We start from the raw sequence: 15,785 nt of genomic DNA on the forward strand, positions 1-15,785 counted from the left end.
TCATGAGCTTCACGAGCCGAGGAATTCTGTGAGGGTCGCGACGGGGTCACCGGTCACGAGGGCTTCGCCGATCAACACAACATCCGCGCCGGCCGCACGGTAGTGGGCGACGTCGGCGGGGGTCTTCACGGCAGATTCTGCGATGCGGATGACACCACTCGGGATCTGGTCGGCGAGACGCCCGAACAGGTCCTGGTCCAGCTCGAAGGTACTCAGGTCGCGCGCGTTGACACCGATCACCTGTGCGCCGACATCAACGGCGCGGGAAACCTCGTCTGCGCTGTGCGTCTCGACGAGGGCCGTCATCCCGAGTTGCTGGATCAGGGAGTGCAACTCGACGAGCAGCGGCTGCTCGAGTGCCGCGACGATGAGGAGAACCAGGTCGGCTCCCGCGGCGCGCGCCTCGAACACCTGATAGGGCTCGGCGATGAAGTCCTTGCGCAGCACCGGCAGGCTCACGGCGGCACGCACCGCCTCGAGGTCGGCCAGGGTTCCGCCGAATCGACGCACCTCGGTCAGCACGCTGATGGCGCTCGCGCCACCCGTCTCGTACTGCGAGGCGAGGAGGGCGGGGTCGGGGATCTCGGCGAGAGCGCCGCGTGAAGGGCTCGAGCGCTTCACTTCGGCGATGATCTTCACGCGGTCGGCGGGGGCGAGCGCCTCGAGGGCATCCAGCCCCGCAGGACGCGCGAGAGCCGCAGCCTCGACGAGGTCGAGGCCGCGAACAGCACGACGCTCCGAAGCGTCGGCGAGAGCTCCGGATACGAGTGAATCCAGCACCCTAGCTGTGCGCCTTCGGGATGACCTTGTCGCCGCCGACGCCGTAACCGGCGCGCTTGAGGAACAGGCCGACGATCGGGCCGAGCAGGCAGAGGCCGGCTGCGGCCCAGACGATCACCGGGAGGTCGAACCAGAAGGCGAAGGTGCCGATCGTGAACGCGACGAGCATGATGATCACCGTGGTCCAGGAGGCGGGTGAGTTGCCGTGGTGGTCTTCGGTCTCGTTGGACATGCTGCTCCCGTGGGTATTGCGGTACAAAAGGTGTTTCAAGACTAGCGTGACCTGGTCGGGTGTTAGCCGCGAACGGGCCGAGTGCACGAGGATGAGTGCATGTCAGTTACCGAGCCCCGCGTCGGGCGCCACAACGGAATCCTGCTCCTCGAAGCGGACATCGCCCTGCCGCTCACCGGCACCCTGTTCTTCGGGGTGGGTTCCCGCGACGAGTCGCCGCGATCCGTCGGGCTCGCGCACCTCGTCGAGCACCTGGTAATGCGGGGCGTCGGTCGGGTGGCGATCCCGCACAACGCGACGACGGCTCCCGACAACCTCTCCTTTTACGCCACCGGCACGCCCGATCTGGTCGCTGACTTCCTCAGCCGCGTGTCGACCTCGATCGCCGCTCTGGGCCAGACGACGCCCGAGGCGCTGCAGGCCGAAATCGACACGGTCGCCACCGAACTCGGCGACGGTTACGAGGACACCGAGCTCGGCCCGCTGCAGCTTCTCTACGGCCTCACCGGACCGGGCCTGATCGGCATGGGACACCCCGCACTCTCGAGCTTCACCCTCGATGACGTGCGCGCCTTCGCGAAGCGCTGGCTGCACACCGGCAATGCGGCGATCGCCTTCACCGGGCCGATTCCGGCCGGACTCGCTGTGAACCTGCCGGAAGGCATCGCGCCGGTGCGTGGCGCAACGCCGAGTCCCCAGCATCCGCTCCCCGGCTGGACGCCGAGCCCGGCAGGGCCGCTCAGCCTCTCCGTCGAGCTCACCGGGAGCACCACGGTGATGATCGCACTCCGCGCGATGGTCGAGATCGCCCTGATGGACGCGCTGCGCCGCGACTCGTCCCTGGTCTACGGCGTCGAGCCGGCTCTGCTGCGCATCGAGGGCGACCGCCATGAGCTCACCATCTGGATCAACCCACCCGAGGACAATCTCGAGAAGACGGTTGTGCTCGCGGTCCAGACGATCCGGGCGCTCGCGCGGGACGGTTTCGACGACGAACTGTTCCGCCATACGCTCGACATGGCTCGCAACGAAGCGACCCTTCCGAACTCGCACGGAATGTGGCTCGACGACTACGCGGTCGAGCTGCTGCGCGGTGAGACGCCGACGTCCTTCAACGAAATGGCCACCGGCGTCGACACGCTGGATGCTGAACAGATCCGAGCGACTCTTGCCGCGGGCATGCCGTCCCTGCTCGTGACGGTCGGCCGGCAGGAGCTCGACGGCGACACGCTGAAGAAGCTCGACCTGCCGTTTATCACCAGCCACACTCTCGTCGGCGAGGGCAAGTCCTCGCGCGAACTGTTCAAGGAGCTCATGCGCCCGGGCATAGAGATCCTCTCCCCTCGCTTCGGTCGCGGGATGCGGGGCACTCAGCTCGTGATCGAGCCCCGCCGCCTCGGCTTCCTCTTCCCCGACGGCAGCATCAGCCTGCCGCTGGACGAGATCGTGCTCGCGGGCCGATCGCCCGACGGCAAGTGGGATCTCACGCTGCAGAACGGCAACGGGGCGATCATCGACCCGAAGGACTGGCGGGGCGGCGACAAGCACGTCGGTGCCTTTATGGCGAAGCTCGATCCGGCCGTCGTCTACGAGCGTCGAACCTGAGAGTCAGTTCTCGCGGTACAACCGCAACCAGTCCGCGTCATCCACGACGCCCTGCACGAAGTAGACGTTCTCCCGCCCGAGCAGGCTGCCATTCTGGTGGTGCAGCTCGGCGATGTCCCCGCCGTCATAGCGCAGCTCGATGAGCGGGAAGGGTGTCGGATCCTGTTCGGGCTCGGCCCAGGCTCCTGCCCCGTCTCCGGAAGGCAGGTAGCTGCCGGGCACACCTTCGACCTCGAAGGCGCCGTTCTCGGTGAGAGTGATTGTCGCGCCGTCATCGCTCGTCCAGGTGCCCGCGAGGTCCGCCGCGCTCGGCATGGATTCACTCGGGGTGAACGCCGCCGCGTAGGGTCCGCAGCCGGTCAGTGCCAGCAGCAGGATGACGACGACAACGACACGCCTCATGGCTGGTTGCGGGTGGGAGTGTCGTCCGTCGGGTCGCCGCCGCTGCTGAGCGCGTCCCAGTCGTCGACGGGTGAGCCGCCTTCGGTGGTCAGGCGCGCGGCCTGATACTTGCGGGTCGATCCGGGCCACAAACGCGCCGTCGCGAGGATGCCCGCTGCCGCCACGATCTGCAGCACTCCCGCAACCAGCGCAACCCACGGCCAGGGCGTGACGCTGACGCTATCGACGAGCGCCGCGACGGGTCCCGCCCCGGCGATGCCCGTGGCGTCGCTGATGGTGGTTGCGGACGCCGAGATCGGGTTGCCGAGTGCGAGGCTCGCCGAGAGAATCACTGCGACGCCGATGAGGGCCTGCAGCGACCCCAGCAGGTAGCGAAAGAACATGCCCGCGATGCTGATCGCACCGACGAGCACAAGGGCAGCGACGGCCAGCGCAGAGAGCCCGGCGGCCGCGACCTCGCCCGTGATCTCGAGGTCCGTCGCGTCGGTCAGGGTGATGCCGAACCACGGCTGGGTCCAGGCGAGCAGGATGAGCCCGGCGATGGCCGCACCCGCGGCGATCGCGAGCAGTTTCATCCTGCGGCCATTCATGGCGACCCTGTCGGTCGGCGCGTCCGTCATCAGTGCACCCGGCGCATGGCATTCGCGATGGCGACGGCGCGCAGCGGTGCGGCGGCCTTGTTGCGAGACTCCTCGTACTCGGCCCGCGGGTCGGAGTCCGCGACGAGACCGGCTCCCGCCTGCACACGGGCGAGTCCGCCGACGATCGTCGCCGTGCGGATCGCGATGGCGAGGTCGATGTCGCCGGCGAAGTCGAAGTAGCCGACGACTCCCCCGTAGATGCCGCGCTGGGCGGGTTCGAGCGCGTCGATGATCTCGAGTGCGCGCGGTTTCGGCGCACCGCTCAGGGTGCCGGCGGGGAACGTCGCCCGGAACACCTCGATCGCGTTCGCGTCAGGCCGCAGGTTGCCCTCGACACTCGACACGAGGTGCATGATGTGGCTGAAGCGCTCGACCAGCATGAACTCGGTGACCTCGACGGAGCCGGGCACACACACTTTAAGCAGGTCGTTGCGGGCGAGGTCGACGAGCATCAGGTGCTCGGACTTCTCCTTGTCGTCGGCGAGCAGCTCGTCGGCGAGCTCGAGGTCGCGCTCGGGTGTGGCGCCGCGGGGACGGGATCCCGCGATCGGGTGCATGTAGACGCGGCGGTCCTGCACTTTCACGAGCGCCTCGGGGCTCGAGCCCACGATGTGGATCGGCTTGCCCGCACTGTCGACCAGCGAGAGCAGGTACATGTACGGCGAAGGGTTGAGCGTGCGCAGCACGCGGTAGACGTCGATCGGGTCGGCGGTTATCTCGTGGTCGAAGCGCTGAGACACGACGACCTGGAACACGTCCCCGTCGCGGATGTAGGTCTTCGACGACTCGATCGCGGCCTTGTAGGCCTCCTCGGCGACGCGCGGGATCGGCTTCGCGGGGGTCGTCAGGTCGACCTCGGCGAGCCAGGCCTCGCTCGGCTTCGCGAGCTCGGCCTGCATAACGTCGAGGCGCGACTGCGCATCCGCCCACAGCTCGGACTCGAGTTGCACGCCGTCGTTCAACACGGTCGCCACGAGCAGCACCGTGCCGTCTCGGTGGTCGAGCACGGCGAGCTCGGAGACGAAGGTGTGCGCCTGGCTCGGCACACTGAAGTCGGCGGGCGGGGCATCGGGCAGGTTCTCGATCTCACGGATCGCCTCCCAGCCGATGAATCCGACCAGGCCGCCGGTCAGCGGCGGGTGGCCGTCGACGCGCGGCGTGCTCCAGCGGTTGTGCAGGTGGCCGAGTGCCGCGAGCGGGGTCGTCGGTGCGTCCGTGCCGAGCGCACGCTCGGCACCGAGGCCGTAGTCGAGCCAGTCGACGGTGCCGTTCGTCTCGGTGAGCACACCGAAGCTCGAGACCCCGACGAAGGAGAAGCGCGACCAGATACCGCCCTGTTCGGCCGACTCGAGCAGGAACGTGCCAGGCTTGCCGAGCGCGAGCTTGCGGTAGATGCCCACGGGCGTCTCACCGTCGGCGAAGAGCTCGCGGATGACCGGAACGACCCGGTGCCCGGCGGCAAGGCGCTCGGCGAAGTCGGCGGCGGTTGTGGAGGTCATTCGGCAAATCCGATCGTGGGTTCGAGCGGGTCGACGTCAAAGCACGCGTGCGCGCCGGTGTGGCACGCGGGGCCGTGTTGTTCGACGGTAACGAGAAGGGTATCCCCGTCGCAATCAAGGGCTGCGCCCTTGACGAGCTGGATGTGACCACTCGTGTCACCTTTGCGCCAGTACTCCGAGCGGCTGCGCGACCAGAAGGTCACCCGGCCTTCGGTGAGCGTGCGGCGCAGCGCTTCCGCGTCCATGTAGCCGAGCATCAGCACGTCTTTCGAGGACTGCTCCTGGATGATCGCGGGCAGCAGTCCGTCGTCCTTGAAGGTGACGCGCTCGAGGATCTCTTCGACGGTGCTCATCGGACCAGTATTCCTTCAGCTCGAAGTGCCTGCTTGACGTCGCCCACCGTGAGCTCGCCGTTGTGGAACACACTCGCGGCGAGCACGGCGTCCGCACCGGCGGTGATGGCGGGAGCAAAGTGATCGACCGCACCCGCGCCACCGCTCGCGATGACCGGAACCTGGCTCAGCTCGCGCATGGCCGAGATGAGTTCCAGGTCGAAACCCTGCTTGGTGCCATCCGCATCGATCGAATTGACGAGCAGTTCACCGGCGCCGCGCTCGATGGCCTCGCGCGCCCAGTCGAGGGCGTCGAGGTCGGTCTCGGTACGGCCGCCGTGGGTGGTCATCACGAAGCGGCCACCGGAGCGCTTGACGTCGAGCGAGAGCACGAGTGCCTGTGCGCCGAAGCGGTCGGCGATCTCTCCGAGCAGGGCGGGGCGGGCGATCGCGGCGCTGTTGACTCCGACCTTATCGGCGCCGTGGGCCTGCAGGCGTGCGACATCATCGGCTGAGCGAACTCCCCCGCCGACGGTCAGCGGGATGAAAACCTGCTCGGCCGTCGCGCGCACCACGTCGTACATGGTCGCGCGACCGTCGACCGTGGCTGTGACGTCGAGGAAGGTGATCTCGTCGGCGCCCTGTTCGTAGTACTTGCGGGCGAGTTCGACCGGGTCACCCGCGTCACGCAGGTTGAGGAAGTTGACACCCTTGACCACGCGCCCCGCGGCGACGTCGAGACACGGGATGACACGCGTCGCGACGGTCATATGCGTGCGGCGTGAATCGAGCTGACGAGGATGGCGCGGGCACCGAGCTCGTAGAGCTCGTCCATCACGTGGTTCGTCTCGGTTCGCGGAACCATGGCGCGCACGGCAACCCAGTCGGGGTCGTGCAGCGGCGAGACGGTCGGCGACTCGAGCCCGGGCGTGACGGCCGTCGCCGCCTCGAGCAGCGTCTTCGGCACGTCGTAATCCACCAGCACGAACTGGCGGGCGACGAGCACGCCCTGCAGGCGACGCTGCAGCGTTGCGATGCCGGGCAGGTCGCCGCGGGTCGAGATGAGAACCGCAGACGATTCGAGGATGACGGGCCCGAAGATCTCGAGCCCCTGCGCGCGCAGGGTCGATCCCGTGCTCACCACGTCAGCGACGGCGTCCGCGACGCCGAGCTTGACGGCGGACTCGACGGCACCATCCAGGCTCACGAGCTTCGAGGTGACGCCGTGGGCGGTGAGGAAGTCCCCGACCAGCCCGGGATAACTCGTCGCAACCCGCTTGCCCTCGAGATCGGTGAGTGCGGTGAACGCACCGGCGGGGGCCGCGAAGCGGAAGGTGGAGTCGCCGAAGTCGAGGCTGGCGATCTCGCTCGCCTCGGAGCGCGAGTCGAGCAGGAGGTCGCGGCCGGTGATACCGACATCCAGTGCACCGGAACCGACGTAGGTGGCGATGTCACGCGGGCGGAGGTAGAAGAACTCGACGTCGTTGCGCGGGTCGCTCGCGCTGAGAGCGCGGGGGTCGCGGCGACCGGTGTAGCCGGCCTCGAACAGCATCTCGGCTGCCGTCTCGCTCAGGGAGCCTTTGTTGGGAACTGCAATGCGAAGCATGGGGTGGTCTCTCGGGGTTGTCGGAAGGGGGTCGACGTACAACTCAGAGATGTCGCCAGATGTCGGCCGGGGCGAGGCCCTTCGCGACCATCATGACCTGCAGGTGATAGACGAGCTGCGAGATCTCCTCGGCGAGCTCCTCATCGGACTGGTACTCGGCGGCCATCCACACTTCGGCGGCCTCCTCGACGATCTTCTTACCGATGCCGTGCACACCACGATCGAGTTCCGCGACGGTGCCGGAGCCCTCGGGGCGCGACACGGCCTTCTCGCTGATCTCAGCGAACAGGTCATCGAAAGTCTTCACGCTCCAAGGTTACCGGTACGGAGCTTGTCGCTACGACTGAGCGCTTCTCGACCCCTGGTCGCCCGCTCGCCTAGCATTGCGCCATGTTGCAGCAGCGCGCCGTCGGCGTCTCCCTCCCTCGCGATATCCCCGCGAACCAGATCGTCGACTTCTGCCAGCGCGCGGAAGAACTCGGCTTCGACGAGCTGTGGATCGTCGAGGACCTGTTCTACCGGGGCGGCATCGCGCAGGCCGCTGTCGCCCTCGCCTCCACATCGACCATTCATGTCGGCATCGGCATCCTGCCCGCGGCCGCCCGCAACGTGGCCTTCACGGCGCTCGAAGTCGCGACCCTCGCCGAGCTGTACCCCGGGCGGGTCACTCTCGGCATCGGCCACGGGGTCACGGAGTGGATCAAGCAGGTCGGCGCCTGGCCGAAGTCGCCGCTCGGCCTGATCCGCGAGACACTGTCCGCCGTTCGCGCCCTCCTGCACGGCTCGCTCGTGAACGTCACCGGCGACTACGTGTCGCTTCGGGATGCCCGGCTCGAGTTCCCGCCGGCCCACCCGCCCCTCGTGCTCGCCGGAGTGCGCGGTCCCAAGTCGCTCGCCATCTCGGGCGCCCACGCCGACGGCACCGCGCTCGCGGAGCCGGTCACCCCCGAGTACCTCGCCGCCGTGATCGCGCAGGTCGGTGCCACCCGACCGCACCGCATCGTCGCCTACTCGAACGCGGTCGTGGCTTCTTCCCTCGACGCTGCGCGTGCGATCGCGCGCCCCTACCTGGCCCACATGGACTCGCCGGATGTCGCAGCGCACATCGACCCGCTGCCGTTCGCACGCGAGCTCCGCGAGCTGGGAACGTCATCCTCGTCTCCCGCGGAGTTCGCCGCCGCCATGCCCGACGAGTGGGTTGACCAGCTCGCGATCGTGGGTGCGGCCGCGGACGTTCGAGCGCGGGTCGGTGTTTTGCAGGATGCGGGTGCCAGCGTGGTCGTGTTCATCATCACGGGGCCGGATGCGCTGGACGCGTTGGAAAGTCTCGGCACAGCCCTCTAACGACGAACGGCCCGCCTTTCGGCGGGCCGTTGCGGTCCTGCAGTGTTCTCTACTTCGTGCCGAGCAGGTCGATCACGAATGTGAGGGTGCGACCCGAGAGGCGGTGACCTCCGCCGGCGGGGCCGTAGGCAAGGTGCGGCGGGCAGATCAGCTGGCGACGGCCGCCGACCTTCATGCCCGGGATGCCCTGCTGCCATCCGGCGATCAGGTTGCTGAGCGGGAAGTTGATGGACTGGCCGCGGCTCCAGCTGGAGTCGAACTCCTCGAGTGTCTCGAAGTCGACCCCCAGGTAGTGGACGTCAACCGTCGCACCGGGCTTGGCCTCTGCGCCGTCACCCTCGATGATGTCGATGATCACGAGCTCGGTGGGCTCCTCGCCCGCGTAGAACTCGACTTCTGGCTTGGTTCTCGGTGAATCTGTCATGGGCTAAGTCAAGCAGACTGCGGGGCGTGGATGGTGCGGCGCTCGGAAATTCCAGCGACGCCGGATACAGCTCACGCCCTAGACTCCGGGAATGAGCCCGCAGCTTCGTCAAACGATCTGGTGTGTGGCGATCCTGATTCTTGGCGCAGCTTTCGTCGGTTTCGCGATCTTTGTGGGCGCCAGCGTCGAGTGGGACTTGATGAACCCCGCACCCGGCAGGCATCGAAGTTCTCCCGCCATCGTCGTGCCGTCGCTGTTCATCCTGGGCTTCGGCGCGATCGTTGCGTCGCTGTTCGTCATCCGGCTGCCCGCCGACCGCTACGTGAGCAGTCCTGACGACGACGAGTCCGCATAGGATTTGCAGCATGTCCCCGCGCGCACGTCACCTCACCTGGTGCGTTGTGTTCCTGTCCGCAAGCGCGGCGTTCATCCTTACCGGCCTGGCCATCGGGTTCGGCATCGACTGGGACCTGTCCCGCACCGTGACCAACCAATCGACCATCTACCAGGGCGAGCGCACCGGGCCGGCCTGGGCGGTCATCCCGGGCCTGCTGTTCGTCGGCATCTCAGGCATGGTGATCGGATTCTTCGCGCTACGGCTACCCGTCGAGCCCGAAGTCGACGTGCACGTGGACGATGAGTGGGATGACGACCCCGAGCGCAACTAGTGCGTGTGGCCTTCGGCCGCGGCCCTGAGCGCCGCGATGTTGTCCGCCGGCTCGCCTCGGAAGACGCTCGAGCCCGCGACGAAGGTGTCGGCGCCCGCTTCGGCCGCGATCACGATGGTGTCTTCGGTGATGCCGCCGTCGACCTGGAGCCAGAGATCCTGGCCGGAGCGAGCGACGGCTTCCCGCAGCACGCGCAGCTTGGGCATCGTCTCCGGCATAAACGACTGTCCGCCGAAACCCGGCTCCACGGTCATCACGAGGATCTGATCGAACTCGGGCAGGAGGTCGAGGTACGGCTCCACCGGAGTACCCGGCTTCAGCGCGAGCCCCGCGCGAGCGCCCATGGAGCGCAGTTGGCGGGCGAGAGCCGGGGCATCCCGCGCGGCTTCAGCGTGGAAGGTCACCGAGTACGCGCCGAGCTCGGCGTAGTCGGGCGCCCAGCGGTCGGGGTCGTCGATCATCAGGTGCACGTCGAGAGGGATCGTTGAGAGTTGCTGCAGGCGCTCCGTCATGGTCGTGCCGAAGGTGAGGTTGGGCACGAAGTGGTTGTCCATGATATCGACGTGCACGAGGTCGGCGGTCGCGATGCGGCCGAGCTCGCGCTCGAAGTTGGCGAAGTCGGCGGCCAGGATGCTGGGGTTGATGCGCACGGACATGCTTAGACCTTAGTGAGAAGCTGGATGAACATCGCGTCGGTGGAGTGGCGATGCGGCCACAGCTGCACGTGCTGGCCGTCGCCCAGGTCAAGCGGCTCCCCCGTGACGGTGCTGAGCACCGCGGGCGTGTCGATGCGCTCGACTGCCGCACCCCACTTCTTGAGAGCACCCTCGACGATGACCTTCGTCTCGGCCAGGTGCGGTGAGCACGTGACGTAGGCGAGCACCCCGCCAGGCTTCAGTGCCTTGAGCCCCGCGTCGAGCAGGTTGGACTGCAGGCCGGAGAGGTGTGCGACATCCCGTGGAACCTTGCGCCAGCGCGCCTCGGGACGACGCCGCAGCGCGCCGAGGCCCGTGCAGGGCGCGTCGATGAGGATGCGGTCGAACGCATCGGGATGACTATCCCCGATAGTCGTGCCATCAAGCTCCCACACCTCGGGTGCAGGGTCGAATACGGCGAGGGCCTTCCGCACCAGTTCGGCGCGTGCCGGAACGAGCTCGTTCGCGGTCAGGACTGCTCCGGATGCCCGTGCCTCCGCTGCCAACAGGGCGCTCTTGCCGCCCGGTCCCGCGCACAGATCGAGCCAGGTCTCCCCCGCGACGACGGGCCGTGCGCGACTGAGCGCAAGGGCGGCGAGCTGTGAGCCCTCGTCCTGCACGCGCGCCCGGCCGGCTCGCACCGGCTCGAGCTGGAGCGGGTCGCCACCATCGAGCGTGGCGCCGACGGGCGAGAACGGGCTGGGGTAGGCGTCGAGTTCCTCGACAGTGGAGAAACCGGGCAGGGCCACGAGCGAGACGCGGGGTGCGACGTTGTCGGCCTCGAGCAGGTTCTCAAGCTCTGAGTCGCGTCCTTCGGCGGCAAGAGCCGCCTTGAACGCGCGCACGATCCAGAGCGGGTGCGAGAACTCGGCTGCGAGTCGCGCATCGCCGTCGAGGTCGCCGAGTACCCGCTTACGCCACTCGTCGGCGGTGCTGCGCGTGATGGTGCGGAGCACTCCGTTGACAAAACCGGTCGCCGAGTTGGAGCCGACGGTCTTGGCGAGCTGCACGGATTCGTCGACCGCGGCGTGCTGGGCGGTGCGCATCGAGAGCAGCTGGTGGCAGGCGAGGCGCAGCACGTCGAGGATGGGGGCGTCGATCCTGTCCACGGTGCGCCCGGCGGCGAGGGCGATCACGGCGTCGTAGTAGCCCTGGCGACGGAGCGTGCCGTAGGTGAGCTCCGTGGCGAAGCCGGCGTCGGCCGTGGAGAGTTTGGCGCGCTGCAGGCGCACCGGCAGCAGAAGGTTGGCGTAGGCGTCGGACTCGCGAACAGCGAGGATCACATCGAGCGCGATGCGACGCGCGGGCTGCACACTCACGCTGTCACCTGTGTTGCCGCGTCGGCCGGGCGGCCACGCCACCAGTCCCCCGCGTTCATGGCCTTGCGGCCGGCCGGGTGCACTGTGACGAGCTCGAGCGGCTCGGATGCTGTACCGATGTGAACGGCCTTTCCGTGGAGGGCGAGCTGACCGGGGGCGAGCCGCGGGGCATCGCGCGCGATGCGGGCGTCGAGGATCTTCAGGCGCGCGCCGTCGAGCTCCGTGAAGGCGCCGGGCTCCGGAGTGACTCCCCGAACCCGGGCGGCGATGCTGGCGGCCTCGAGCGAGAAGTCGAGCTTGCCGTCGGGCAGCGTGAGTTTCGGGGCGAGCGTCACGTCGCCGGTCTGCGGTTCGGCGCGAGCCGTGCCATCCGCAATCTGGTCGACGACGCGAGTGAGCAGGGCCGCCCCGCTCTGCGACAGCGCCTCGAGCAGGTGACCGGCGGTCTGGAACTGGGCGATCGGCTGGCTGAGAGTGCCGAACACATCGCCGGCGTCGAGCTCGGGCACCAGCTGGAACACGGCGGCTCCCGTGACCTCGTCGCCGGCAATGATCGCGTGCTGCACGGGGGCCGCGCCTCGCCAGCGCGGGAGCAGCGAGAAGTGCAGGTTGATCCAGCCGTGTTCCGGTGCGGACAGCAGCGGTTCGCGCACGAGGCCGCCGTAGGCGACGATCACGCCGAGGTCGGCGCCGAGCGCGGTGATCAACTCGGTGGCCTCCCCGGCGAGACGGTTGGCCTTGATGACCGGGATGCCGTGCCGCTCGGCCGCATCGGCGACCGGCGTCGGTGTGAGGATGCCGCGGCGCCCCTGCGGCGAATCCTCGCGCGTCACGACCGCGACTATACGGTGACCGGACGCGACGAGAGCGTCGAGGCTCGGCACGGCCGCGGCGGGACTGCCCGCGAACACGAGCTGGAGGGAAGGCATTAGCCCATTGTCGCGTATCGAAGCGATCTAGCTCTCCAGGAACGGCTCGACGTCGTCGAACCGCACCTTGAGGCTCGGTGGCACGGGACCTGCGAAGCCCTTGCCCGGAACGGGACGCCGGCGCTTCGTGGCGTTGCGCACCACCTCGGCGCGCAGGCCCGACGCGATGGTGCTGCCCGCGTTGTAGTCGAAGCGCACGATCGTGCGCACGGAGCCGCCACCGGTGTCGACGGGGCCGAGCACGTCGAGCGGCTCGACCTCGACCGCGCCGATCGCATCGGCGACCGCATCGATCGTGCCGGTGAGGGTGGCCACACGCACCGCGGGTGGGAAGCGCAGGGAGCGGCGGTCGCCCAGCTCGGAGCGGGCGTATTCGGCCTGGTTCCAGGTGGCGAGGGTCGTCGCGAGCGCGCCGCCGACTCCGACCAGCACGATGGGCGCCCGGCGAGCCGCGAGGGCAGACGCGTTCGACCACCAGCGGAGACAGTCCTCGCCCACGCGCAGGCTCTCGCGGGCGACCATGCTCTCGCCGTCGAGCAGCAGTACGGCGCGGTAGCCGCCGGCGGCGATCGGTTCGGCACCGCGGGTGGCGATCACCAGCGCGGGCTCCGGCCCGACGGAGAGGATCGGCCGCTCGCCGTCGGCGACGATGATGCGCACACCGGGAAAGGCACGCCCGAGATCTTCTGCGGTGCGACCGGCGCCGGATCCGACGAGGCGCAGCTTCGTGCCCTCGCAGTTGGAACACACCCAGTTGACGGCGAGGGCACCACACCAGCTGCAGGCGGGAGTCGCGGTGGCCGACTTCTGGCCGAGCGGTCCCTCGCAGCGCTGGCAGCGCGCGCTGCGGCGGCAGTCCTCGCAGGCCAGTCGTGGCGCGTAGCCAGGACGGGAGACCTGCACGAGCACCGGCCCGTGCTCGAGCCCCGCCTTCGCTTCGCGCCACGCGGACGTCGGAATGCGCGCCTGACGCGCAAGAGGGTCGGTCGAATCCATCTGCGAGGTCGGGATGATGTGCGGGCGCACCGCTGGTGCCGTACGAACCGCGGTCAGCCAGCCGACCTCCACGAGTCGCTCCACCTCTGTACTGCGGGAGTGGCCGAAGAACATCAGCGCACAGCCCTGCTGTTCCTGGCGGAGGAGCGCTGCATCCCGCGCGTGGACGTAGGGACTGAGTTGCTCGGCGTGCAGGGGGTCGCCGTCATCCCACAGGGCGATGAGCCCGAGATGTGCTGCGGGAGCGTAGACGGCCGAGCGGTTGCCGATGATCACCAGAGGGCCGGAGGGCTCCAGGCAGCGCAGGAAGGCGCGATACCGCTCGGGATTCGGCTGCCGGGCATCCAGTCGCACGATGCGTTCGATCGGTACAACACCGGCGAGGGCGGCGGTGAGCTGCTCCTGGTCCCGGTAGTCGGGTACCACGAGAATGGCGGTCTTGCCCGCGGCGACGGTTGCGGCGGCCGTCGCTGCCATCGTCACGGCCCAGTGTCCGACCCAGACGCCGACCGAGGCTTCGGCCACGAGAGGGATCGCCTCAACCGCGAGCCTGCTGCCGGAAGCCAGTGCGCCCTCGATGACGCCCGCAGGGTAGCCCGCGATCGGACGGGCGAGCACGGGTGGCAACTGGGGGTCGTCACCGCGGGCGAGGTAGGCCTTCTCGACCCGCACCGCGCGCTTCGGCACGGCGAGCCGCACGATGTCGCTCGCGTTTCCGGCGGCTCGGTCGGCTGCCTTGCGCGCGAGCGCCCAGACCTCGGGGGTGAGCACCGGTACGGAAGAGACCACCTCTTCGATCTCACTCAGGACACCCTGGTAGTCCCCCGCCACGCCGAGTTCGATGAGGTAGCCGTCGGCTACACGTCCGGCGGAGCGCAGCGGAACCCGCACGCGCACGCCGGGAATGGCCGCAGCAAGCAGCTCTTCGGGAATTCCGTAGTCGAACAGTCGATCGAGCTGCGGCAGGGGTGAGTCGAGCAGCACCCGGGCCACCGGCCGCGTGGAGAGGTCGACCGCGCCGGGCAGCCCGAGGTCGAAAGCCTCGGTCGCCTCGGGCATCGTCGTGTTCTCCCGCGCGCCCTAGAGCTTTGCTGCGCTGCGCAGGTCGTCGACCCGGTCGAGGCGTTCCCAGGTGAAGTCGGGAAGCTCGCGGCCGAAGTGGCCGTAGGTCGATGTCTGCGCGTAGATCGGACGCAGCAGGTCGAGGTCACGGATGATGGAACCGGGGCGCAGGTCGAAGACCTGGTTGATGGCGTCGATGATGGTCTCGTCGTCGGTGTGGCCGGTGCCGAAGGTCTCGACGTACAGGCCGACGGGCGCGGCGACGCCGATCGCGTAGGCGATCTGCACCTCGAGCTTGTCGGCGAGCCCCGCGGCCACGGCGTTCTTGGCAACCCAGCGCATCGCGTAGGCGGCCGAGCGGTCGACCTTCGACGGGTCCTTGCCGCTGAAGGCGCCGCCACCATGACGGGATGCCCCGCCGTAGGTGTCGACGATGATCTTGCGACCGGTGAGGCCCGCATCACCCTGCGGTCCACCGATATGGAACACGCCGGTCGGGTTGATGTGCACGGTCGGTGCCGAGATGTCGAGATCGAGTCCGTGCTCGCCGAGGCTCGCGAGCACCGGGTCGATCACCAGACGCTTCATCTCGACGCGCAGGTCTTCCGTGCTGATCTGGGGCGAGTGCTGGGTGGAGAGAACAACCGTGTCGACACTCTTGGGAACGGATCCCTCGTAGCCGATGGTGACCTGGGTTTTGCCGTCGGGACGCAGGTAGTCCACCGAGCCGTCCTTGCGCACTTCGGCAAGGCGCTCGGCGAGTCGGTGCGACAGCCAGATCGGCAGCGGCATCAGCTGCGGCGTCTCGGTCGTCGCGAAGCCGAACATGATGCCCTGGTCGCCGGCACCCTGTGCGTCGGCGGCGTCGTCGCTTGTTCCCTCGCGGGTCTCGAACGCGTTGTCGACGCCCTGCGCGATGTCGGGCGACTGGCCGCCGATCGAGACGGAGACACCGCAGGAGCGGCCGTCGAACCAGACGTCGGAGGAGTTGTAGCCGATCTCCCAGATGCGCTTGCGCACGATCGACGGGATGTCCACATAACCGGAGGTGGTGACCTCACCGGCAACGTGCACGAGCCCCGTGGTCACAAGGGTTTCGACGGCGACACGCGCGTTCTTGTCCTGCGTGAGCATGGCGTCGAGGATGCTGTCTGAGATCTGGTCACAGATCTTGTCGGGGTGCCCCTCGGTCACGGACTCGGAGGTGAAAAGACGCAGCTTGGTGCTCATGGAAACCTTGGGTTGGAGAAT

The 15,785-nt window shown here is 68.4% G+C and carries 19 protein-coding genes; 4 read left to right on the forward strand and 15 right to left on the reverse strand.

Going from position 1 to position 15,785, the window contains the following annotated elements:
- Nucleotides 1-9: 9 nt before the first annotated feature.
- Nucleotides 10-780: an indole-3-glycerol phosphate synthase TrpC gene (gene trpC, locus EYE40_RS04580; RefSeq protein WP_130980842.1), complete on the reverse strand. Its 771-nt coding sequence runs from the start codon at nucleotides 778-780 to the stop codon at nucleotides 10-12.
- A 1-nt stretch (nucleotide 781) separates the two neighbouring features.
- Nucleotides 782-1,012: a DUF6704 family protein gene (locus EYE40_RS04585; protein ID WP_130980843.1), complete on the reverse strand. Its 231-nt coding sequence runs from the start codon at nucleotides 1,010-1,012 to the stop codon at nucleotides 782-784.
- A 99-nt stretch (nucleotides 1,013-1,111) separates the two neighbouring features.
- Between EYE40_RS04585 and EYE40_RS04590 the strand changes: the two genes are divergently transcribed.
- Complete coding sequence (locus tag EYE40_RS04590; RefSeq protein ID WP_130980844.1) at nucleotides 1,112-2,617, forward strand: M16 family metallopeptidase; 1,506 nt, start codon at nucleotides 1,112-1,114, stop codon at nucleotides 2,615-2,617.
- 3 nt (nucleotides 2,618-2,620) lie between these two features.
- Here EYE40_RS04590 and EYE40_RS04595 read toward each other — a convergent pair whose 3' ends face one another.
- Genes EYE40_RS04595 through EYE40_RS04625 form a run of 7 tightly spaced genes read right to left on the reverse strand, consistent with a single transcriptional unit; the run spans nucleotide 2,621 to nucleotide 7,404 of the window.
- Nucleotides 2,621-3,019, reverse strand: a complete 399-nt coding sequence (locus EYE40_RS04595) for a hypothetical protein (RefSeq protein WP_130980845.1) — start codon at nucleotides 3,017-3,019, stop codon at nucleotides 2,621-2,623.
- Nucleotides 3,016-3,639 (reverse strand): Trp biosynthesis-associated membrane protein, encoded by a 624-nt coding sequence (locus tag EYE40_RS04600; RefSeq protein ID WP_130980846.1) that lies wholly within the window; start codon nucleotides 3,637-3,639, stop codon nucleotides 3,016-3,018. The genes EYE40_RS04595 and EYE40_RS04600 overlap by 4 nt, the downstream gene beginning before the upstream one ends.
- Nucleotides 3,639-5,159, reverse strand: a complete 1,521-nt coding sequence (locus tag EYE40_RS04605) for an anthranilate synthase component I (RefSeq protein ID WP_130980847.1) — start codon at nucleotides 5,157-5,159, stop codon at nucleotides 3,639-3,641. Before EYE40_RS04605 ends, EYE40_RS04600 begins: the two co-directional genes overlap by 1 nt.
- Nucleotides 5,156-5,512 carry a phosphoribosyl-AMP cyclohydrolase gene (hisI, locus tag EYE40_RS04610; RefSeq protein WP_130980848.1) on the reverse strand — a complete coding sequence of 119 codons (357 nt, stop codon included), beginning with the start codon at nucleotides 5,510-5,512 and terminating at the stop codon, nucleotides 5,156-5,158. Before hisI ends, EYE40_RS04605 begins: the two co-directional genes overlap by 4 nt.
- The gene (gene hisF / locus EYE40_RS04615) at nucleotides 5,509-6,261 is read right to left on the reverse strand and encodes an imidazole glycerol phosphate synthase subunit HisF (RefSeq protein WP_130980849.1); all 753 of its coding nucleotides are present in this window, start codon (nucleotides 6,259-6,261) and stop codon (nucleotides 5,509-5,511) included. Before hisF ends, hisI begins: the two co-directional genes overlap by 4 nt.
- A complete protein-coding gene (hisG, locus tag EYE40_RS04620) occupies nucleotides 6,258-7,097 on the reverse strand; it encodes an ATP phosphoribosyltransferase (protein WP_130980850.1) in 840 nt (279 codons plus the stop codon). Before hisG ends, hisF begins: the two co-directional genes overlap by 4 nt.
- A gap of 43 nt (nucleotides 7,098-7,140) precedes the next feature.
- Nucleotides 7,141-7,404 (reverse strand): phosphoribosyl-ATP diphosphatase, encoded by a 264-nt coding sequence (locus EYE40_RS04625; RefSeq protein WP_130980851.1) that lies wholly within the window; start codon nucleotides 7,402-7,404, stop codon nucleotides 7,141-7,143.
- An 83-nt stretch (nucleotides 7,405-7,487) separates the two neighbouring features.
- On the opposite strand from EYE40_RS04625, the gene EYE40_RS04630 reads away from it, so the two are divergent.
- On the forward strand, nucleotides 7,488-8,441 hold the full coding sequence (locus tag EYE40_RS04630) for an LLM class flavin-dependent oxidoreductase (RefSeq protein ID WP_130980852.1): 954 nt from the start codon (nucleotides 7,488-7,490) through the stop codon (nucleotides 8,439-8,441).
- Between the two features lie 49 nt (nucleotides 8,442-8,490).
- Here the strand turns inward: EYE40_RS04630 and EYE40_RS04635 are convergent, their stop codons facing one another.
- Nucleotides 8,491-8,865, reverse strand: coding sequence for an FKBP-type peptidyl-prolyl cis-trans isomerase (locus EYE40_RS04635; protein ID WP_130980853.1), 375 nt, complete (start codon nucleotides 8,863-8,865; stop codon nucleotides 8,491-8,493).
- Nucleotides 8,866-8,956: 91 nt separating this feature from the next.
- Between EYE40_RS04635 and EYE40_RS04640 the strand changes: the two genes are divergently transcribed.
- Complete coding sequence (locus tag EYE40_RS04640) at nucleotides 8,957-9,220, forward strand: hypothetical protein (protein WP_130980854.1); 264 nt, start codon at nucleotides 8,957-8,959, stop codon at nucleotides 9,218-9,220.
- Nucleotides 9,221-9,230: 10 nt separating this feature from the next.
- Nucleotides 9,231-9,533 (forward strand): hypothetical protein, encoded by a 303-nt coding sequence (locus EYE40_RS04645; RefSeq protein WP_130980855.1) that lies wholly within the window; start codon nucleotides 9,231-9,233, stop codon nucleotides 9,531-9,533.
- Here the strand turns inward: EYE40_RS04645 and rpe are convergent.
- Genes rpe through metK form a run of 5 tightly spaced genes read right to left on the reverse strand, consistent with a single transcriptional unit; the run spans nucleotide 9,530 to nucleotide 15,764 of the window.
- Entirely contained in the window at nucleotides 9,530-10,189 is a 660-nt protein-coding gene (gene rpe, locus EYE40_RS04650; protein WP_130980856.1) for a ribulose-phosphate 3-epimerase, read from the reverse strand. The genes EYE40_RS04645 and rpe overlap by 4 nt on opposite strands.
- Before the next feature lie 2 nt (nucleotides 10,190-10,191).
- Nucleotides 10,192-11,541 (reverse strand): RsmB/NOP family class I SAM-dependent RNA methyltransferase, encoded by a 1,350-nt coding sequence (locus EYE40_RS04655; protein WP_130982784.1) that lies wholly within the window; start codon nucleotides 11,539-11,541, stop codon nucleotides 10,192-10,194.
- A gap of 2 nt (nucleotides 11,542-11,543) precedes the next feature.
- The gene (fmt, locus tag EYE40_RS04660) at nucleotides 11,544-12,476 is read right to left on the reverse strand and encodes a methionyl-tRNA formyltransferase (protein ID WP_130980857.1); all 933 of its coding nucleotides are present in this window, start codon (nucleotides 12,474-12,476) and stop codon (nucleotides 11,544-11,546) included.
- Between the two features lie 27 nt (nucleotides 12,477-12,503).
- A complete protein-coding gene (locus tag EYE40_RS04665) occupies nucleotides 12,504-14,531 on the reverse strand; it encodes a primosomal protein N' family DNA-binding protein (RefSeq protein ID WP_130980858.1) in 2,028 nt (675 codons plus the stop codon).
- A 21-nt stretch (nucleotides 14,532-14,552) separates the two neighbouring features.
- Nucleotides 14,553-15,764, reverse strand: a complete 1,212-nt coding sequence (gene metK, locus EYE40_RS04670; RefSeq protein WP_130980859.1) for a methionine adenosyltransferase — start codon at nucleotides 15,762-15,764, stop codon at nucleotides 14,553-14,555.
- Between the last annotated feature and the right edge of the window lie 21 nt (nucleotides 15,765-15,785).

The organism is Glaciihabitans arcticus (assembly GCF_004310685.1).
Taxonomy (GTDB): Bacteria; Actinomycetota; Actinomycetes; order Actinomycetales; family Microbacteriaceae; genus Conyzicola; species Conyzicola arctica.